The following is an 18,289-nucleotide window of genomic DNA, read 5'->3' as shown; positions in this document are numbered from 1 at the left end:
GTCGCCCGCCGGGCCGCTCGCGCTCGGTGCTGTCGAGCATCTGGTTCGCGATCGGCTTCCCCTCATCCTGCTCGTGATCTGGGGCATCTGGGGCACGATCTCCCCGCAGAAGTTCTTCCCGGGTCCGATCGCCATCATCCAGGCCTTCATCGAGACCTGGATCGGCCCGGCCTTCACGGCCGATGTCGTTCCGAGCGTCGTGCGGCTCGTCGTCGGCATCGTGGTGTCGATCCTCGTCGGAATCGTCGCGGGCACGGTCATCGGCCTCGTGCGCTGGCTGCGCGAGCTGCTCGAGCCGACTCTCGAGTTCTTCCGCGCCGTGCCGCCGCCCGTGCTCGTTCCGATCCTCATGCTCGTCTTCGGGCCGGGGGATGCCACCCGGGTCATCGTGATCGTCGCGGGAGCCGTCTGGCCCGTGCTGCTCAACACGATCGAGGGCGTGCGCTCGACCGATTCCGTGATGACCGAGACGGCGCGTTCCTACGCGCTCACCCGGGTCGAGCGCCTGCGCTACCTCGTGCTGCCCTCGGCGAGCCCGCGGATCATGGCGGGCGTGCGGCAGTCGCTCTCGGTCGCGCTCATCCTCATGGTCATCTCCGAGATGTTCAACAACTCCTCGGGCCTCGGCTACCGCATCACCTACTTCCAGACGAACTACCTCATCGCCGAGATGTGGAGCGGCATCCTGCTGCTCGGACTCATGGGGATCCTGCTCGCGGCCATCTTCGGCTTCGTCGAGCGGCGCGTGTTGCGCTGGTACCACGGAATCAAGGAGGTCGAGCGTGCCTGAAACGCTGCTCAAGGTCGAGAAGCTGAAGAAGGTCTACGAGTCCTCGACGGGGTCGGTCGAGGCGATCGGCGACATCAGCTTCGAGATGCGCCGCGGTGAGCTCGTCTGCATCGTGGGGCCGTCGGGGTGCGGCAAGACGACGCTGCTCAAGTGCATCGCGGGCCTGCTCGCGCCGACCTCTGGCGTCATCGAACTCGACGGTCAGCCGGTGACGAGCCCGCCGCCCAATATGGCGCTCGTCTTCCAGGAGTACGGCCGCAGCCTCTACCCGTGGCTCACGGTGCGCGGCAACGTCGAGCTGCCGCTCAAGCACAAGAAGCTCTCCAAGCAGGAGCGTGCCCAGCTCGTCGACGACGCGCTGCTCGCGGTCGGTCTCGATCACGCGGGCAACAGCTATCCGTGGCAGCTCTCGGGCGGCATGCAGCAGCGCGTCGCGATCGCGCGCGCCGTGGCCTACCAGCCCGAGGTGCTCATCATGGACGAGCCCTTCGCCGCCGTCGACGCCCAGACCCGCGCCGACCTCGAGGACCTCGTGCGGCAGTTGCACCGCGACCGGGGTATGTCGCTGCTGTTCGTGACGCACGATATCGACGAGTCGGTGTACCTGGGGGAGCGTGTCATCGTGCTCTCGAAGTCGCCGACCTGGGTGCAGGAGGACCTGCCGATCGACCTCGCCCCGGAGCGCGACCAGATCACCACCCGAGCACTTCCGCGGTTCACCGAGCTGCGCACCCACGTCTACGAGCAGATCCAGCGCGCCAAGCGCGGCGAAGCCGTTCGCCCGACGGCCTGATCGCGCGAGCGGGCCGAGGAGTCCGGGAAGGATGGAGTGATGCAGAACCGCGCGCCCAAGCAGCTGCTGCTCGCGTTCCTCGGCGAGTTCGTGCTCGACCGTCACGCCGATCCGCTGCGCGCGAGCGTGATCCTCGAGGTCATGGAGGGCGCCGGTGTCGCCGCGCCCGCGACGCGTGCCACCCTGGACCGGATGACGTCGCGCGGCCTGCTGCAGCGTCGCCGGCGGGGTCGCGAGATCGAGTTCGAGCTCACCCGCGAGGCCGAGGCGGTGCTCCGCGAGGGCGGTCAACGCGTGCACGGCGCCAACCCCTTCGCACCGTCGGGGGAGGGGTGGACCCTCGTGACCTTCACCCTCTCGGAGGGCCAGCGCACCCTGCGTCATCGCCTGCGGGCGGCGCTCACCTGGGCCGGCTTCGCCCCGCTGCGTGACGGCCTCTGGCTCGCGCCGGGGAGGTCGATCTGGCGACGCGGCTCGATCCCCTGCGCGACGATCTGCCGCCCGGGTCGATCACGGCCTTCCGCGCGAGTGAGCTCGACGGCTTCTCGATGGCGCAATCGGTGCGCTCCGCGTGGGACATCGAGGCGATCCGCGCGGCCCATCTCGCCTTCATCGAGACCTGGGGCCGCACGGGCGAGACGGACGGCAGCGAGAATCCGATCTCGGCGCGCACGATGCTCGTGGCCGACTGGCTGGCGCTGCTGCGCACCGACCCGCGGCTGCCGCGCGAGTTCATGGACGAGGACTGGCCCGCCGATCGCTCCTTCGCGGTGCATCGAGCGCGGCACGGCGAGCTCGATGTGAGTGCGGCCGAGGCGTTCGCGCGGCTCGTGGGGGCGGACGTCGCCCGCCCGGTCGCGGTCGGCGCGCGCTGAGCGCGCGCCGCCTCTTTCAGCCTCCTCGACCTCGCTCGCGAAGCGCGCCCGCAGCTCGGCCTTCTTGACCTTGCCGGACGCCGTGCGCGGCAGCTCGTCGACCAGCACGACGTTCTTCGGATGCTTGAACCGCGCGAGCCGCCCCTCGAGGTGCGCGCGCACCGTCTCGGTCGTGATCGGCGCATCCCCGTGCGCCACGATGATCGCCCACGGCACCTCGCCCCAACGCTCGTCGGGCACGCCGATGACGGCGACACTCGCGACGCCCTCGAGGTCGTTGATGAGGTTCTCCACCTCGGCGGGGTAGATGTTCTCGCCGCCCGAGATGATCATGTCCTTCGCGCGGTCCGAGACGAACAGGTAGCCGTCGTCGTCGAGGTAGCCCAGGTCGCCCGTGCGCAGCCAGCCGTCGTCGGCGAACGCGGCCCGGGTCGCATCCGGCAGCTCGTGATATCCGGGGAACACGTTGGGGCCGTGCACCTGGATCTCGCCGATCTCGCCTGCCGGCAGGAGCGCACCGTTCTCATCCGCGATGCGCACCTCGCAGAAGAAGTGCGCGAGCCCGACGCTGCCCTGCTTGCTGCGCGTCATCTCCGGCGAGAGCGAGGTCGCGCCCGGCGAGGTCTCGGTCATGCCGTAGCCCTGCGAGAACGACAGGCCGCGCTCCTCGTAGGCGTTGAGGATGCGGGTCGGCACCGCGGAGCCCCCGCAGGTGAGCTTGCGCAGGCTCGAGAGATCCGTGCTCGCCCAGTCGGGGTGATCGGCGAGCAGCTGATAGGTGGTCGGCACGCCGCTCAGCATCGTCACGCCGTGCTGCTGGATGAGGCGCAGCGCCCTGCCCGGCTCGAAGCCGCGCTCGAGCACGATCGTGGCGCCCTTGAGCACGACGGGGAGCGCGCCCATGCCGAGCGAGGCGGCGTGGAACAGCGGCGAGATCATGAGCGCGACGTCGGTGGACACGATGTCGTAGTCCACGAGCGTGTTGAGGGCGACCCAGGTGAGGTTGCGGTGGCTCAGCACCGCACCCTTCGCGCGCCCCGTCGTGCCGGAGGTGTAGAGGATCGCGGCGGGCGCATCCAGGCTCAGCTCGGGCACCGCATGACCGGGCGTCGCAGTGCGGATGAGCGCCGAGAGCCCGGGACGGTCGGCATCGCCCTCACCCGTGAGGATCACGTGCTCGATGTCGCTCTCGCGCCGCGCCGCCTCGACCTTGTCGGCGAAGTCGGGTTCGTGGATCACGACGCGGGCTCCCGAGTCCCGTAGCACGTGGGCGATCTCGGGACCCACGAGGCGCGTGTTGACGGGCACGAAGACGGCGCCCAGTTGCACCGTGCCGAAGAGCACCTGCAGGAACTCGGGGCTGTTCTCGCTCATGAGCGCGACGCGGTCGCCGCGGCCCACTCCGCGCTCCTGCAGCAGCGCCGAGACCCGGTCGGCGCCGTCGGCGAGCTGCCGGTAGCTGACGGTGTCGCCCTCGCCGTAGATGAGGGCGATCTTGTCGGGCGACTTCTGCCGACGCTTGTCCATCCAGGAAGCGAGGCCCTGATCGTACATGCGCATCCTCTCCGTCGAGGTTTCGGGGTGGTTTCCGCGTGATGCGGGGTCGCTCAGGCGTAGAAGCGGTACAGGCCGCGCGCGACGACGGCCGGCTTCGGGGCGCCGTCGATCTCGATCGTCTGATCGACCGTGAACTGGTAGCCGCCGGCGACCTCGGTCACCTCGGCGATGACGGCGCTCATCCGCACGCGCGAGCCGACCTTCACGGGCGAGACGAAGCGCACCTTGTCGAGCCCGTAGTTCACGCGGGTGCTCACGCCCGTCAGGTCGAACAGCTCCGACCAGAATTTGACGGTGAGCGAGAGCGAGAGGAAGCCGTGCGCGATGGGGGCGCCGAAGGGTCCGTCCTTGGCCCGCTCCGGGTCGACGTGGATCCACTGGTGGTCGTCGGTGGCGTCGGCGAACAGGTTCACCTGCTCCTGGGTGACGACGTGCCAGTCGGAGGTGCCGAGGTCGGTTCCGACGAGGCCGGCGGCGTCTGCGTAGTCGACGATCGTGGTCATGGTGGTGTCCTTTCGAAGGGGTCAGAGGAAGGCGGAGTGCCCGGTGAGGGCTCGGCCGACGATGAGCGAGGTGATCTCGTGGGTGCCCTCGTACGAGTACACGGCCTCGGCATCCGCGAAGAAGCGCGCGGCGTCGTGCTCGAGCAGCAGGCCGTTTCCGCCGAGCAGCTCGCGCCCGAGGGCGGCGGTCTCGCGGGCGTGCAGGGCCGTCCACATCTTGGCCAGCGCCGAGTTCTCGTCGCGGTAGTCGCCCGCGTCCTGGCGGATCGAGAGCTGCACGACGAGGCCGAGCGAGGCGGTGAGATTGCCGAGCATGCGCGCGAGCTTCTCCTGCACGAGGGCGAAGGATGCCAGCGGGCGCCCGAACTGCTCGCGATGCTGCACATAGGCGATGGCGGCCTCGAGGGCGCCGGCCTGCAGGCCCGTCGCGATCCACGCGACGTCGGAGCGCATGGCCCGCAGCAGCCGTGCGACATCCGCCCAGCCGTTCACCCGGCCGAGACGTGCGTCGTCGGGCACGCGCACGTTCTCGAGCGTGACCTGCATGTTCTGCATGGGGCGCAGCGACACCTTGCCGCGCATCGTCTCGAGGCGCAGTCCCGGCGCGGTGCGCTCCACGAGGAAGGCGCGGATGAGGTCGGTCGCGGTGTCGCGCGCGAACACGGCGATCAAGTCGGCCGTGTCGGCCCCGCCGATCCAGCGCTTGGCGCCGTCGAGCACCCAGCCCTCGCCGTCGCGGCGGGCCGTCGTGGCGAGGCCCTGGGCGATGTCGGAGCCGTGCTCGGGCTCGGTGAGGGCGAAGGCGCCCACGAGATCGAAGGAACGCACCCGCGGATCGAGCTCGCGGGCCTGCTCGGGGAGCCGCCGAGGGTCACGGCGGTGCGGAAGAGGCCGGACTGGGCGTTGTAGGCGGTGGCGACCGAGACATCCGCACGCGCCAGCACGAAGTTGCGGAACCCCGCGTAGATGCTCGACGCCGCCTCGGCCTCGCTCAGCTCGGCCGGGTCCATGAGGCGCAGCGCGGCGAGCGTCGCGCGCACCTCGGCGGGCATCGTGGCCGTCTCCCAGGCCTCGGCCATGAGCGGGCGGACGTCGCTCTCCAGGGTCGCGGCCAGCGTGCCGAGCACGCCGCGAGCGGCCTCGCTCAGGTGCGTCGACGCGAAGCCATAGGGGTCGATGCCCAGGGGAGACGTGAGGCTGGTCATGACCCGCCGAGCCCCAGCAGACGCACGGCGTTGTCTTTCAGGATGCCCGGCATGACCTCCGGTTTGAGGGCTGTCTGCTCCACATCGCGCAGCCAGCGGTCGGGGGTGAGCATCGGGAAGTCGGAGCCGAACAGCACGCGCGACTTCAGCAGCGAGTTCGCGTAGCGCACGAGCTCGGCGGGGAAGTACTTGGGGCTCCAGCCGGAGAGGTCGATCCAGGTGTTGTGCTTGTGGGTGGCGACCGAGAGGGCCTCGTCCTGCCACGGCACCGAGGGGTGCGCCATCACGATCTGAAGCTCGGGGAACTCGGCCGCGACCGTGTCGAGCAGCATGGGGTTCGAGAGCGCGAGCTTGAGGCCGCGACCACCCGGCAGCCCGGCGCCGATGCCCGTCTGGCCGGTGTGGAAGAGGGCGACGACCCCGGCATCCTGCAGCAGCGCGTAGAGCGGCGCGTACACCGGATCGCTCGGGTCGAAGCCCTGCACGGTGGGGTGGAACTTGAAACCGCGCACCCCGTGCTCCTCGATGAGGTGGGCGGCGGCATCCACGGCGGCGGCGCCCTGCAGCGGGTCGACCGAGCCGAAGGGGATCAGCACATCGTTGTGGCGCGCCGCACCCTCGGCGATCTCGGCGCTCGAGAGCGGTGCCTGGCCGAGGTTGGTCTGGGCGTCGACGGTGAAGACGACCGCGGCCATCCGGCGGTCGCGGTAGTAGTCGGCGATCGAGTCGAGGTCGGGGCGCGGCCCGTCGGTGCTGAAGTACCGGGACGCCGCCTCGGCGAGCTCGGGCGGCAGCGAGGAGTGCCCGTGCGCGTCGACCTCGACGTGCACGTGCAGGTCGATCGCGGTGAGCGCGTCGACATCGATCGCCGGTTCGTAGCGGGTCATGCCATCACGCGTCGGGTGCGGGGGCCTGGAGCTCGGCGGGCAGCGGCGGGAACTTCTCGCCGACCGTCTCGAGGTGACCGGCGAACTGCGCGTCCCAGGCATCCGCCACATCCGAGGCCGACCAGCCGCCGTCGTGGTAGGCGGTCACCGTGGGCTGCGGATGCGACCACAGCTGCACGCGGTCGCCCCCGACGCCGATGGCCTGGCCGGTGACCCCGGCCGCGGCGTCCGAGGCGAGGAACGCGATGACGCCCGAGACGTCGTCGGCCGTGCCGAAGCCGAGGTCGTGACGGAAGAAGGCGGGCATGGGCTCGCCCTTGGCGTCTGCCTCGACGGCGGCGGCGAAGTAGGGAACGGTCGCGGTCATGGCGGTCGCGGCGACGGGGATGACGGCGTTCGCGGTGATGTTCGCACGCGCGAGCTCCATGGCCCAGGTGCGCACCATGCCGACGATGCCGGCCTTGGCGGCCGCGTAGTTGGTCTGGCCGAAGTTGCCGCGCTGTCCGGTGGGGGAGCCGATGCAGATGATCCGCCCGCCCTCGCCGGCCTCACGCATGTGGGTCGCGGCGGCGCGCACGCACGTGAAGGTGCCACGCAGGTGCACGTTGATGACGGTGTCGAAGTCGTCGTCGCTCATCTTCCACAGCACGGTGTCGCGCAGCACGCCGGCGTTGGTGACGAGGATGTCGAGGCGGCCGAAGGTCGCCACGGCGGTCTCGACGAGCTGGGTGGCCGTCTCGGTCGGCCCGACGGGGGCGACGACGGCGGCGGCACGGCCGCCTGCGGCCTCGATCGAGGCGACAGCGTCGGCGGCGGCCTGCGCATCGACGTCGTTCACGACGACCGCGGCGCCCTGGCGGGCGAGCTCCTGCGCGTAGGCGAGCCCGAGTCCGCGACCGGACCCGGTGACGATGGCGACCTTGCCCTCGAGTGACATGCGTTACTCCCTTGTCGTGTGAAGCTATTACAGCCCGATTCCATTGAGAATGTCAATTATGTGGAATTGAACTGTTTGCTACCATCACCGCATGGCTTCTCCCGCGGGTGGCGCGCGCGGCGGCGTCTCCGTGGCACAGCGGCGGGGCGGCTCGCCGCTCGATGACGACGTGAGCTTCCTGCTCGCGCGCGCCAACGCGCTCTCGCTCGCGGCGGGCAACGCCGCCCTCGCCGACTACGGTCTGCGGGTGCGCTCCTACTCGGTGCTCGCGCTCGCGGTGGGGGATGCCCGCCCCTCGCAGCGCGAGCTCGCCGAGTTCCTGCGCTTGGATCCGAGCCAGGTCGTGGCGCTCGTCGACGAGTTGCAGCGCCGGGGCCTCGTGCGGCGCGAGGCGGATCCCGCCGATCGGCGCGCCAACGTCGTGGTCGCGACGACCGAGGGCGAGGCCTGCTTCGCCGAAGCCCGCCTCGCCGTGCGCGCCGCCGAGCGCGAGCTGCACGCCGAGCTCTCCGACGACGACCACGCGCGGCTCTCGGAACTCCTGCAGCGCCTCGCCTTCCCGAGCTGACGATGAGCGGAGGGCGCGGGGGCGGCGACGGAGTTCTCACACGCGCGCTGCGCATCCTGCGCGCCTTCGACGAGGGCGAGGAGCAGCACACCGCCACGAGCCTCGCGGCACGCACGGGCCTCGCGCGGTCGACCGCGCACCGGCTCGCGGTCGAACTCGCGAGCCTCGGCCTGCTCGAGCGGCACCCCGATGGCGGCTACACGATCGGCACGGGGCTCTGGGAGCTCGGCGAGCTCGCCCCCGTCTCGCTGCGGCTGCGGGAGCGCGCGCTCCCGCACCTCGCCCACCTGTACGAGGTCAGCGGCGAGAACGTGCACCTCGCGGTGCTCAGCACGACCGACCCCGCGCTCGCGGAGGCGCTCTTCGTGGGGCGCGTGACCGGGCCGCACTCGATCCCGACGCTCAGCCGCATGGGCGGGCGGCATCCGCTGCACACGACGGGCGTGGGCAAGGCCCTGCTCGCGACGCGCGACGACGCCTGGCTCGACGAGTTCTTCGAGCGCACCCTCGAACGCGAGACCGTGTACTCGGTGACGGATGCGCGGCAGCTGCGGGCAGAGCTCGTCACCGCTCGCGAGCGCGGCTACGCCACGACACGCCAGGAGATGACGCTCGGCAACGTCTCGGTCGCCGCGCCCATCCCGCCGAGCGCGGGGCTCCCGCCCGCGGCCGTCGGCGTGGTGACGCATCTCGCGCGCGCCGATGAGCGACGACTCGCCCAGCTCGTGGTCGCCGCGGCACGCGCCATCGCGCGAGAACTCGAGCGCCCGTGAGACGCCCGGATCCCACTCAGTGGGATCGGGTTCTTCGGTCGCCGCGTGCCTCGTGCCACCGTGAGGCATCCGTCAAGGGAGACACATGAGCACATCCACCCCCGCTGCGGCACCCGAGAGCCTGCTCGCGGCGCCCGATCAGGCCAGCCAGCGGCAGATCTCCGACGAGATCGCCGCGATCCACGCGAGGACACCGGCGGATGCGGCCCGCACGCTGCACGACTTCGCGCCCTACCGCTCGAGCGTGCTGCGGCATCCGACCAAGAACCCGCGGCTCGTCGACCCCGAGACGATCGAGCTGTACTCGCCCGCCTTCGGCCAGCGCGACGTGGCCGCGATCGAATCCGACCTCACCATCCAGCACGCCGGCGAGCCCCTCGGCGAGCGCATCACGGTGCGTGGACGCCTGCTCGATTCGTGGGGCAAGCCCATCGCCAACCAGCTCATCGAGGTGTGGCAGGCCAACTCGGCCGGGCGCTACATCCACCAGCGCGACCAGCATCCGGCGCCCCTTGACCCGCACTTCACGGGCGCGGGCCGGGTGATCACCGACGAGGCCGGTCGCTACCTGTTCACGACCATCAAGCCGGGCCCCTACCCCTGGCGCAACCACGTCAACGCCTGGCGCCCCGCCCACATCCACTTCTCGGTGTTCGGCAACGGCTTCACGCAGCGCCTCGTGACCCAGATGTACTTCCCGAGCGACCCGCTGCTGCCGCTCGACCCGATCATCAACACCATCCCGCGCCAGAAGGACCGCGAGCGTCTCATCGGCGCCTACGCCCACGACCTCTCGGTTCCCGAGATCTCGATGGGCTACGAGTGGGACATCGTCGTCGACGGACCCGACGCCACCTGGTTCGAGACCGAGGAGCACTGATGAACGAGACCGCACGCGAGAGGCTCGAGCCGACGCCCGGGCAGACGGTCGGGCCGTTCTACGCCTTCGGCCTCGAGTATCCCCACCAGCACGAGGTGGCGTTCCCGCACAGCCCAGGCGCGATCCTGCTCGGCGGACGGGTGCTCGACGGGGCGGGCGAGCCGATCCCCGACGCCGTGATCGAGATCTTCGGAGCAGACGGCGACGGATCGATCCCGCGCGCCCGCGGCGCGTTCCGTCGCGATGGCCACACCTTCACGGGCTTCGGACGCGCCTTCACGAGCGACGAGGGGCACTACGAGTTCTGGACCCGGGAACCCGGCAGTCACGAGGGTCGCGCGCCCTTCTTCGCGGTCGTCGTGTTCGCGCGCGGACTGCCCGACAAGCTGCACACCCGCATCTACGTGCCCGGCTACGAGCAGCTGCAGCAGGCGGACCCGCTGCTCGCGGCGCTCGAGGCCGAGGAGCGCGCTACGCTCATCGCGACGCGCACGCCCGAGGGTCACCTGCAGCACGACCTGCGGCTGCAGGGCGAGAAGGAGACCGTGTTCCTTGAGTTCTGACGACAGGCCCGAGGCCGCAGAGCCCCACGACGTGGGACTGCTCTCGCCGGTGTCGATTCTCGTCGCGGATGCCGTGTCGGATGCCGCCGTCGTCGAGCGGATGGTCGCGGCCGAGCTGGCGCTGCTGCGCGCCTACGTCGCCGAGGGGCACGCGCCCGCGTCGGTTGGGGCCGCCGCGGAGGCCGTGTCCGTCGCGATCGAGCTCTCCGCGCTCGCCCGCGACGCGGTGCCCGGGGGCAACCCGGTGATCCCGCTCGTGGCCCTGTTGCGTCGGCAGGTCGCTGCGGTCGATGACGATGCCGCCGGATGGGTGCACCGCGGCGCGACCAGCCAGGACATCCTCGACACCGCGCTCATGCTGCTCTGCCGGGATGTCGCGGCCGCGATCGAGCAGCAGCTCGCGCGCGCGATCGCCGCGACGGCCGCGCTCGCCGAACGGCACCGCGACGACCCCGCCGCGGCACGCACCCTCACCCAGCACGCCGTGCCGACCACCCTCGGACTCAAGGCCGCGCTCTGGACGCGAGGGCTCGTGCGCGCCCGCGCGGAACTCGCGCGCGTCGCGGCGACGCTTCCGGCGCAGCTCGGCGGCGCGGGCGGCACGCTCGCCGCGATCGCCGAGCGGATCGGGGTCGACGCGGCGCTCGAGCTGCCGCGCGCCTACGCACGCGAGCTCGGGCTCGCGGCCCCGGCATCCGTGTGGCACACCGACCGCGCCCCCGTCACGGCGATCGGCGCCGCCCTCGCCGGGGTCGTCTCGACGGCGGGGGTGCTCGCGAGCGACGTCGCGCAGCTGGCGCGCACCGAGGTCGGCGAGGCATCTCCCGCGAGCGGGGGCGGCTCGAGCACGATGCCCCAGAAGGCCAACCCGGTCGATGCCGTGCTCGTGCGCTCCGCGGCGCTGCGCGCGCCCTCCCTCCTGGCGACGCTGCAGCTCGCGGCGGGGCTCGCGGTCGACGAGCGTCCCGACGGCGCCTGGCACGCGGAGTGGCCCACGCTGCAGGAGCTGTTGCGCCTCACGCTCGGCACGGCGGAGCGCACCGCGGCGCTCGCCGAGGGCCTCGTGCTCCACCCCGAGCGGGCGCGCGCCAACCTCGACGCGACGGCCGGGGCGATCCTCAGCGAGCGGCTCGCCATCCACCTCACCCCGCTCATCGGGCGGGAGCGTTTCGACGCCCTGGTGGCGGATGCCGCGGGGGCGCGTTGCGCGCCCGCGTCGCCGCGCTGCCCGAGGCAGCCGAACTCGATCTCGACGCGCTCTTCGACCCGAGCGGCTACCTCGGCGTGGCCGGACGCGTGACCGACGAGATCGTGCGCGAGGCGCGGGACGGGGGCAGCGGTGAGTGTGCCCGCGATCACCCTGAGCGCCCCGCTCGGCCCCGCGGGCGCGCCGCTCGTCGTGCTCGGTGCCTCGCTCGGAACCTCGAGCATCCTCTGGGAAGACGTCGTGCCGGTGCTCGCCGCACGCTACCGCGTGCTCAGCTGGGACCTGCCGGGGCACGGCGCCTCGCCGGTCGCGACCGCGCCGTTCACCGTCGCCGACCTCGCGGATGCCGTGGCCGCCGCAGTCGACGAGCCGGCGTTCGCCTACGCGGGCGTCTCGCTCGGCGGCGCCGTCGGGCTCGAGCTCGCGTTGCGTCACCCCGCCCGTCTCTCCTGCGCCGTGATCATCGCCTCCGGGGCGCGGCTGGGTGAGCCCGCGGCGTGGAATGAACGCGCCGCGCAGGTGCGGGCGCAGTCCACCTCGAGCCTCATCACGGCATCCGCATCGCGCTGGTTCGCACCGGGGTCGATCGAGCGCCGTCCCGAGCTCTCGGGCCGGCTGCTGCACGCGCTGCAAGACGCCGACGACGAGAGCTACGCCCGCTGCTGCGAGGCGCTCGCGCAGCACGACGTGCGTGCGCGGCTCGCCGAGATCGCGGTGCCCACGCTCGCCGTCTGGGGCGAGTACGACACCGTGTCGCCCGAGCCGCTCGCCGCCGAGATCGCCGAACGGGTGCAGCACGGCCGCACGCTGCGCATCGCCGACGCCGGGCATCTTCCGCCCGCCGAACAGCCGGAGGCCACCGCGGCCGCGCTGCTGGAGTACGTCGAGGAGGCACGATGACCACCGAGGATGCAGGGCTCACCGATCGCGAACGTCTCGCGCAGGGCATGGAGGTGCGCCGCGCGGTGCTGTCGGATGCCCACGTGGATGTTGCGGCAGCATCCGCGACCGAGTTCACCGCGCCCTGGCAGGACTTCATCACGCGCGTCGCGTGGGGGAGGTCTGGTCGCGACCGGGACTGGACCGCCGCTCGCGCTCGATCGCGGTGCTCAGCTCGCTCATCGCGCACGGGCACCACGAGGAGCTCGCGATGCACGTGCGCGCGGCGCGGCGCAACGGGCTGACGGTCGACGAGATCCGCGAGGTGATCCTGCAGAGCGCGATCTACTCGGGCGTGCCGGCGGCGAACGCCGCGTTCCGCATCGCTCAGGAGGCGCTCGCCGACGACGCGGCGGCCGACGGCGCCGCCGAGCCCTGAGTCACAGCTCGGTCGTGAAGGGCCAGCCCGTGTAGCACTCGGCGAGGAAGCGGCGGGCCGACTCCGAGCCGACGACGGCACGCAACTCGCCCTCCTGACGTCGGCGATCGAAGTCGCTCGCGTCGGGCGCGGTGTGCAGCATGCTCGTCATCCACCACGAGAAGTGCTGGGCCTTCCAGATGCGCTCCAGGGCCACCGTGGTGAACGACTCGAGCGGGCGCGCGTCGTTCGCGCGCAGCAACGCGGCCAGCGCGCGGTGCAGCAGCACGACATCAGCGATCGCGAGGTTCATGCCCTTCGCACCCGTGGGCGGCACGGTGTGCGCGGCGTCGCCAATGAGGGCGGTGCGGCCCGTCACGAGCTCGTGCGCCACGAAGCTGCGGAAGCGCAGCACGTCGCGCTGGAAGATCGGGCCCTCGGCGAGGGTGTGGCCGTCGACGCGCAACTGCAGCTGATCCCAGATCTCGCGCTCGCTCATCGACTCGGGGTCGAGCTCGGGATCGCACTGCAGGTACATGCGCTGCACGCTCGCGCTGCGCTGGCTCACGAGGGCGAAGCCGTGCGGGGAGTTGCTGTAGATGAGCTCGTCGGAGCTCGGGGGCGCCTCGCACAGGATGCCGAACCACGCGAAGGGGTACTCGCGGAAATAGCCCGCGTGCGAGCCGCTCACCGACTGGCGCACGACGCTGTGCGATCCGTCCGCTCCGACCACGAAGTCGGCCTCGATCGTCACCGGCCGGCCCTCGGGGTCGCTCGCGATGACGCGCGGTTGCGCGGAGTCCGGATCCTCGACGCGCAGCGCCGTCATGCCGAAGCGGATCTCCTGACCCGCGGCGAGCCGCACCTCGAGCAGGTCTTTCAGCACCTCGTGCTGCGGGTAGAGCCAGACACCGCGCCCGGTGAGGCCCGCGAAGTCGATGCGGTGGCCCTCGCCGGCGAAGCGCAGCTCGATGCCGTCGTGACGGGTGCCGACCGTGCGCACGCGCGAGGAGGCGCCGGTCGTCTCGAGCAGCTCGACGGTGGCCTGCTCGAGGATGCCGGCCCGGATCGTGCGCTCGATCTCGGAGCGGCTGCGGCGGTCGATCACGACCGACTCGATGCCGTCGGAGGCGAGCAGGTGCGCGAGCATGAGCCCGGCCGGGCCGGCTCCGACGATCGCGACGCGCGTGCGCACGGTTTCGGTCATGGGTGTGGTCTCCTTCGACGACGGCAGGGCTCGGTGCCAGTGTGCCGTCGGGCACCGCGGTGTGTGCGCTGCTTCCCGTTGAACGGGAAACAAGCGGATGCGCAGGTCAGCGCGCGCCGGACGCGAGCGTCGCGCGCACCTCCTCGGCCGCCTCGCGCAGGGCCGCGATCGCCGTGGCGGGCGCCTGCTCCCGGGGAGCACGACCGAGAGCGCCGCGATCACGGTGCCCGTGGCATCCCGAACCGGCACCGCGACACCGGTCGAGACCGCCTCGACCGTGCCGGGCATGACGGCATGACCGAGGCGCCGCACCTCGGCGAGCTTGCGGCGCAGGGCCTCGGGCTGCGTGATGGTCTCGGGCGTGAGAGCGGCGAGCGGGCCTGCGATGAGCTGCTCCTGCTGCTCTGCCGGGCGGTGCGCGAGCAGCACGATGCCCGCCGAGGAGGCGTGCAGGGGCAGCCGTTCGGCGATGCGCGCGATGTTGGCACCCGCGTGCGGCGAGGAGAGCCGCTCGAGGAAGAGCGCCTCGCCCTGCTCGTAGACGGCGAGCTGGGTGTGCTGGCGCACGCGCGCCTGCACCCGCTCCATCGCGGGGAGCGCGGCCTGCCGCAGGCGCAGGGCCTCGGAGCCGCGCAGGGCGAGCTCCCACAGGCGCAGGCCGAGGCGCACGCGGCGGTCGTCGTCACGCTCGAGCAGGCCGGTCTCGACGAGCGAGTCGACGAGACGGTGCGCCGTGGAGGAGGCCAGCTCGGCGCGGCGCGCGATCTGGGCGACCGTCTGCACCGTGCGCTCCGTCGTGAACGTGTCGAGGATGCGCACGGTGCGCTCGAGCACCGATTCCCCCGACGAGGAGTTGGCCATGCGCCCCAGCGTGGCACAGGCTGCGCCCGGGCCTCGACGTGCATCCCGCGGCTCGCTAGAGTAGTTGCTAGACGAACGAACGTTCGCACAGCGAACAGAAGGGCGGCGCCCGTGATCGATAAGACCGTCGCCGACATCGAGAGCGCGGTCGCCGACATCCCCGACGGTGCCGTCGTGATGATCGGCGGCTTCGGGCGCGCCGGGCAGCCTCGCGAACTCATCGACGCGCTCATCGCCCGCCGGCTGCAGGGTCTGACGGTGGTCAACAACAACGCGGGGAACGGCGACACGGGGCTCGCGGCACTGCTGGAGACGGGGGCGGTGCGCAAGATCATCTGCTCCTTCCCGCGGCAGAGCGACTCCTGGGTGTTCGATCGTCTGTATCGGGCGGGCGAGATCGAGCTCGAGCTCGTGCCGCAGGGCAACCTGGCCGAACGCATCCGCGCCGCCGGGGCCGGCATCGGGGCGTTCTACACGCCCACCGGATACGGCACCCAGCTCGCCGAGGCGCGCGAGACGCGGCGCATCGACGGACGCGACTACGTGCTGGAGTACCCCATCCGTGCCGACTACGCCCTCGTGAGCGCCCTCACGGCCGACCGCTGGGGCAACCTCGTCTATCGCAAGACGGCCCGCAACTTCGGTCCGCTCATGGCGGCCGCAGCGACGACCACGATCGTGCAGGTCGACCACATCGTGCCGCTCGGCAGCATCGACCCCGAGGCCGTCGTGACCCCCGGCATCTACGTCGACCGCGTGGTCGCGTTGGGCGAGCGAGCGTGGCTTCGCGACGGCGAGTTCATCGGCGGCGTGACCGTCGAGGGCGCACCTCGAGCCCGCGACCACCACGATGCCCGGCCAGGAGGCGACTGACATGGCGACCCGCATCAGCCGCGAGGAGCTCGCCCGACGCATCGCTGCCGACATCCCCGACGGTGCCGTCGTGAACCTCGGCATCGGCGCGCCGACCCTCGTGGCCGACTACCTGCCCGAGGATCGCGAGATCATCCTGCACACCGAGAACGGCATGCTCGCGATGGGGCCGAAGCCGGCTCCCGACCGCGTCGACCCCGACCTCATCAACGCGGGCAAGCAGCCCGTCACCGAGCTGCCGGGCGCCGCCTACTTCCACCACGCCGACTCGTTCGCGATGATGCGCGGCGGCCACCTCGACGTGTGTGTGCTCGGCGCCTTCCAGGTGTCGCAGAGCGGGGATCTCGCGAACTGGTCGACGGGCGCGCCGGATGCGATCCCCGCCGTCGGCGGAGCCATGGATCTCGCGATCGGCGCGAAAGCGGTCTACGTCATGACCGACCTGCTGACCCGCGACGGCACCGCGAAGCTCGTGACCGAGTGCAGCTATCCGCTCACGGGCGTGGGATGCGTCACGCGCGTCTACACGGACCACGCGGTGTTCGACGTGACCGCGCGCGGCTTCGTCGTGACCGAGCTGTTCGGAGACACGACGCTCGCCGAACTGCGTGAGCTGACCGGACTCGAGCTGGAGGAGGCGGAATGACCGCGAGCTACATCTACGACGCCGTGCGCACGCCCTTCGGGCGCGCGGGAGGCGCGCTCGCCGGGGTGCGGCCCGACGACCTCGCGGCCGTCGTCATGCGGGCGAGCGTCGAACGCACCGGCCTCGATCCCGCGCGCATCGACGACATCGTCTTCGGCGATGCCAACCAGGCGGGTGAAGACAACCGCGACGTCGCGCGCTTCGGCGCGCTGCTGGCCGGCTTCCCGACGAGCGTGCCGGGCGTCACCGTCAACCGGCTGTGCGGCTCGGCGGTCGAGGCCGTCATCCAGGGCTCGCGCGCGATCGAGACGGGGGATGCGAGCCTCGTGCTCGCAGGCGGGGTCGAGTCGATGAGCCGTGCCCCCTTCGTCGTGGAGAAGTCGCCCAAGCCGTGGCCGGCATCCGGCAACCCCACGATGTGGAACACCTCGATCGGCTGGCGCATGGTGAACCCCGCGCTGCCCGTGGAGTGGACCATCTCGAACGGGCAGGCCGCCGAGAAGCTCGCACGCATCTACGACATCAGTCGCGAGGCGCAGGATGCTTTCGCCCTGCGCAGTCACCGGCTCGCCGCGGAGGCGTGGGAGGCCGGCATCTACGCGCCCGAGATCGTGCAGGTGCCGGGGGCCGAACTCGCCTGCGACGAAGGCATCCGTGCCGACACCTCGCTCGAGAAGCTCGGGGCCTGCGGGCGCTGTTCGCCGCCGACGGCACCGTCACGGCCGGCAACTCCTCCTCGATCAACGACGGGGCGTCCGCCGTGCTGCTGGGGGCCGAGGGGGCGCTGGATGCCGAGCCGATGGCGCGCATCACGGGCCGAGGCGCGTACGGCAACGACCCCGACCTCTTCGGCATCGCGCCCGTGGAGGCCGTGCGGCGTGCTCTCGCGCGCGCCGGGCGCACCTTCGACGACGTCGACGTGCTCGAGCTCAACGAGGCCTTCGCGTCACAGAGCCTCGCGTGCCTGCAGCTGTGGCCCGAACTCGACCCCGAGCGGGTCAACATCCACGGCGGGGCGATCGCGATCGGGCATCCGCTGGGGGCCTCCGGCGGGCGGATCATCGCCCACGCGGCGCACGAACTCGTGCGGCAGGGCGGCGGCGTCGCGGTCGCGGCGATCTGCATCGGGGTGGGCCAGGGACTCGCGATCGTGCTGGAGCGATGAGCGACGACTTCGTGCAGTCGTTCGCCCGGGGCCTCGCGGTGATCCGGGCGTTCGACGCCGTGCATCCCGAGCTGAGCCTCGCCGAGGTGGCTCGACGGGCCGAGGTGCCGCGCGCGGCGGCGCGCCGCTTCCTGCGCACCCTCGAGGTGCTCGGCTACGTGCACAGCGACGGCAAGACGTTCCGGCTCACCCCGCGCGTGCTCGAGCTGGGGTTCGCCTACCTCTCGGCGCTGACGCTGCCCGAGATCGCCCAGCCGCACCTCGAACGCCTGTCGCACGAGCTCGACGAGAGCGTGTCGGCGGCGGTGCTCGATGGATCTGAGATCGTCTACGTGGCGCGGGTCGCCACTCGGCGCATCATGTCGGTCGGCATCACGATCGGAACGCGCTTCCCCGCCGCGCAGACGTCGATGGGCAGGGTGCTGCTCGCGGCATCCGACCCGGGTCACGCGCCCGAGGTGCCGGGTGCGGGCTGGGCGCTCGTGGACCAGGAACTCGAGCCGGGGCTGCGGGCGATCGCGGCCCCCGTACGGGATCGCTCGGGGAGGTCGTCGCGGCGGTCAACGTATCGACGAGCGCGGCGCGCACGAGCCTCGAGCATTTGCGTGAGGTGTACCTGCCCGCCCTGCTGCGCACGACGACCGCGATCGAGCGCGAGCTGCACGCGCCTGGCGCGTAGGACGAGGGCTGCGCAGATACCCC

The 18,289-nt window shown here is 71.7% G+C and carries 17 protein-coding genes and 5 pseudogenes; 14 read left to right on the top strand and 8 right to left on the bottom strand.

The window, feature by feature from the left end; genetic code table 11:
- Nucleotides 1-40 precede the first annotated feature (40 nt).
- The 3 genes and pseudogenes from QQK29_RS01240 to QQK29_RS17595 all read left to right on the top strand — a co-directional run.
- The gene (locus tag QQK29_RS01240; protein ID WP_431308763.1) at nt 41-790 is read left to right on the top strand and encodes an ABC transporter permease; all 750 of its coding nucleotides are present in this window, start codon (nt 41-43) and stop codon (nt 788-790) included.
- Complete coding sequence (locus tag QQK29_RS01235) at nt 783-1,583, top strand: ABC transporter ATP-binding protein (RefSeq protein WP_284297122.1); 801 nt, start codon at nt 783-785, stop codon at nt 1,581-1,583. Before QQK29_RS01240 ends, QQK29_RS01235 begins: the two co-directional genes overlap by 8 nt.
- A 39-nt stretch (nt 1,584-1,622) precedes the next feature.
- A pseudogene (locus QQK29_RS17595) lies at nt 1,623-1,976 on the top strand (PaaX family transcriptional regulator C-terminal domain-containing protein); the annotation flags it as partial.
- Here the strand turns inward: QQK29_RS17595 and QQK29_RS01220 are convergent.
- Genes QQK29_RS01220 through QQK29_RS01200 form a run of 6 tightly spaced genes read right to left on the bottom strand, consistent with a single transcriptional unit; the run spans nt 1,964 to nt 7,547 of the window.
- A complete protein-coding gene (locus QQK29_RS01220; protein ID WP_431308638.1) occupies nt 1,964-4,012 on the bottom strand; it encodes an acyl-CoA synthetase in 2,049 nt (682 codons plus the stop codon). The pseudogene QQK29_RS17595 and the gene QQK29_RS01220 overlap by 13 nt on opposite strands.
- 53 nt (nt 4,013-4,065) lie before the next feature.
- The gene (locus QQK29_RS01215) at nt 4,066-4,518 is read right to left on the bottom strand and encodes a MaoC family dehydratase (protein ID WP_284297120.1); all 453 of its coding nucleotides are present in this window, start codon (nt 4,516-4,518) and stop codon (nt 4,066-4,068) included.
- A 21-nt stretch (nt 4,519-4,539) separates the two neighbouring features.
- Nucleotides 4,540-5,286 carry an acyl-CoA dehydrogenase family protein gene (locus QQK29_RS18320; protein WP_431308762.1) on the bottom strand — a complete coding sequence of 249 codons (747 nt, stop codon included), beginning with the start codon at nt 5,284-5,286 and terminating at the stop codon, nt 4,540-4,542.
- Nucleotides 5,187-5,723, bottom strand: a complete 537-nt coding sequence (locus QQK29_RS18315; RefSeq protein WP_431308637.1) for an acyl-CoA dehydrogenase N-terminal domain-containing protein — start codon at nt 5,721-5,723, stop codon at nt 5,187-5,189. The genes QQK29_RS18320 and QQK29_RS18315 overlap by 100 nt, the downstream gene beginning before the upstream one ends.
- Nucleotides 5,720-6,610 (bottom strand): amidohydrolase family protein, encoded by an 891-nt coding sequence (locus QQK29_RS01205; protein ID WP_284297118.1) that lies wholly within the window; start codon nt 6,608-6,610, stop codon nt 5,720-5,722. The genes QQK29_RS18315 and QQK29_RS01205 overlap by 4 nt, the downstream gene beginning before the upstream one ends.
- Before the next feature lie 4 nt (nt 6,611-6,614).
- Nucleotides 6,615-7,547, bottom strand: a complete 933-nt coding sequence (locus QQK29_RS01200; protein WP_284297116.1) for an SDR family NAD(P)-dependent oxidoreductase — start codon at nt 7,545-7,547, stop codon at nt 6,615-6,617.
- 91 nt (nt 7,548-7,638) lie between these two features.
- Here QQK29_RS01200 and QQK29_RS01195 point away from each other — a divergent pair, with 91 nt between their 5' ends.
- From QQK29_RS01195 to pcaC, 7 genes and pseudogenes are all read left to right on the top strand, one after another.
- A complete protein-coding gene (locus QQK29_RS01195; RefSeq protein ID WP_284297114.1) occupies nt 7,639-8,115 on the top strand; it encodes a MarR family winged helix-turn-helix transcriptional regulator in 477 nt (158 codons plus the stop codon).
- 2 nt (nt 8,116-8,117) lie between these two features.
- Complete coding sequence (locus QQK29_RS01190; RefSeq protein WP_284297111.1) at nt 8,118-8,888, top strand: IclR family transcriptional regulator; 771 nt, start codon at nt 8,118-8,120, stop codon at nt 8,886-8,888.
- An 85-nt stretch (nt 8,889-8,973) separates the two neighbouring features.
- On the top strand, nt 8,974-9,768 hold the full coding sequence (pcaH, locus tag QQK29_RS01185) for a protocatechuate 3,4-dioxygenase subunit beta (protein ID WP_284297109.1): 795 nt from the start codon (nt 8,974-8,976) through the stop codon (nt 9,766-9,768).
- On the top strand, nt 9,768-10,331 hold the full coding sequence (pcaG, locus tag QQK29_RS01180) for a protocatechuate 3,4-dioxygenase subunit alpha (protein ID WP_284297107.1): 564 nt from the start codon (nt 9,768-9,770) through the stop codon (nt 10,329-10,331). Before pcaH ends, pcaG begins: the two co-directional genes overlap by 1 nt.
- A 31-nt stretch (nt 10,332-10,362) precedes the next feature.
- Nucleotides 10,363-11,631: a lyase family protein gene (locus tag QQK29_RS01175; RefSeq protein WP_284297105.1), complete on the top strand. Its 1,269-nt coding sequence runs from the start codon at nt 10,363-10,365 to the stop codon at nt 11,629-11,631.
- Nucleotides 11,632-11,670: 39 nt separating this feature from the next.
- Complete coding sequence (locus tag QQK29_RS01170; protein ID WP_284297103.1) at nt 11,671-12,438, top strand: alpha/beta fold hydrolase; 768 nt, start codon at nt 11,671-11,673, stop codon at nt 12,436-12,438.
- Nucleotides 12,435-12,856: pseudogene (pcaC, locus tag QQK29_RS01165) on the top strand (4-carboxymuconolactone decarboxylase). The gene QQK29_RS01170 and the pseudogene pcaC overlap by 4 nt, the downstream one beginning before the upstream one ends.
- A 1-nt stretch (nt 12,857) precedes the next feature.
- Here the strand turns inward: pcaC and QQK29_RS01160 are convergent.
- Complete coding sequence (locus tag QQK29_RS01160; RefSeq protein ID WP_284301871.1) at nt 12,858-14,042, bottom strand: 4-hydroxybenzoate 3-monooxygenase; 1,185 nt, start codon at nt 14,040-14,042, stop codon at nt 12,858-12,860.
- Nucleotides 14,043-14,264: 222 nt separating this feature from the next.
- Nucleotides 14,265-14,903: pseudogene (locus QQK29_RS01155) on the bottom strand (IclR family transcriptional regulator); the annotation flags it as partial.
- A gap of 111 nt (nt 14,904-15,014) precedes the next feature.
- On the opposite strand from QQK29_RS01155, the gene QQK29_RS01150 reads away from it, so the two are divergent.
- The 4 genes and pseudogenes from QQK29_RS01150 (at nt 15,015) to QQK29_RS01135 (ending at nt 18,266) form a co-directional block, all read left to right on the top strand.
- Nucleotides 15,015-15,776 (top strand): 3-oxoacid CoA-transferase subunit A, encoded by a 762-nt coding sequence (locus QQK29_RS01150; RefSeq protein WP_284297101.1) that lies wholly within the window; start codon nt 15,015-15,017, stop codon nt 15,774-15,776.
- Nucleotide 15,777: 1 nt separating this feature from the next.
- Nucleotides 15,778-16,422, top strand: a complete 645-nt coding sequence (locus QQK29_RS01145; protein WP_284297099.1) for a 3-oxoacid CoA-transferase subunit B — start codon at nt 15,778-15,780, stop codon at nt 16,420-16,422.
- A pseudogene (locus QQK29_RS01140) lies at nt 16,419-17,587 on the top strand (thiolase family protein). The gene QQK29_RS01145 and the pseudogene QQK29_RS01140 overlap by 4 nt, the downstream one beginning before the upstream one ends.
- Nucleotides 17,584-18,266, top strand: a pseudogene (locus QQK29_RS01135) (IclR family transcriptional regulator domain-containing protein). Before QQK29_RS01140 ends, QQK29_RS01135 begins: the two co-directional pseudogenes overlap by 4 nt.
- The last annotated feature ends 23 nt before the right edge of the window (nt 18,267-18,289 follow it).

Origin of the sequence: Homoserinibacter gongjuensis (genome assembly GCF_030161875.1) — a bacterium.
GTDB classification, from domain to species: Bacteria; Actinomycetota; Actinomycetes; order Actinomycetales; family Microbacteriaceae; genus Homoserinibacter; species Homoserinibacter gongjuensis.
This window is presented reverse-complemented; position numbering and strand designations above follow the sequence as displayed.

What these genes read in the sequence shown, in the direction of transcription:
- QQK29_RS01220 (WP_431308638.1), bottom strand. Translation starts at nt 4,012, where the DNA reads ATGTACGATCAGGGCCTCGCTTCCTGGATGGACAAGCGTCGGCAGAAG.
- QQK29_RS01215 (WP_284297120.1), bottom strand. Translation starts at nt 4,518, where the DNA reads ATGACCACGATCGTCGACTACGCAGACGCCGCCGGCCTCGTCGGAACC.
- QQK29_RS18315 (WP_431308637.1), bottom strand. Translation starts at nt 5,723, where the DNA reads ATGACCAGCCTCACGTCTCCCCTGGGCATCGACCCCTATGGCTTCGCG.
- QQK29_RS01205 (WP_284297118.1), bottom strand. Translation starts at nt 6,610, where the DNA reads ATGACCCGCTACGAACCGGCGATCGATGTCGACGCGCTCACCGCGATC.
- QQK29_RS01200 (WP_284297116.1), bottom strand. Translation starts at nt 7,547, where the DNA reads ATGTCACTCGAGGGCAAGGTCGCCATCGTCACCGGGTCCGGTCGCGGA.
- QQK29_RS01195 (WP_284297114.1), top strand. Translation starts at nt 7,639, where the DNA reads ATGGCTTCTCCCGCGGGTGGCGCGCGCGGCGGCGTCTCCGTGGCACAG.
- QQK29_RS01190 (WP_284297111.1), top strand. Translation starts at nt 8,118, where the DNA reads ATGAGCGGAGGGCGCGGGGGCGGCGACGGAGTTCTCACACGCGCGCTG.
- pcaH (WP_284297109.1), top strand. Translation starts at nt 8,974, where the DNA reads ATGAGCACATCCACCCCCGCTGCGGCACCCGAGAGCCTGCTCGCGGCG.
- pcaG (WP_284297107.1), top strand. Translation starts at nt 9,768, where the DNA reads ATGAACGAGACCGCACGCGAGAGGCTCGAGCCGACGCCCGGGCAGACG.
- QQK29_RS01160 (WP_284301871.1), bottom strand. Translation starts at nt 14,042, where the DNA reads ATGACCGAAACCGTGCGCACGCGCGTCGCGATCGTCGGAGCCGGCCCG.
- QQK29_RS01145 (WP_284297099.1), top strand. Translation starts at nt 15,778, where the DNA reads ATGGCGACCCGCATCAGCCGCGAGGAGCTCGCCCGACGCATCGCTGCC.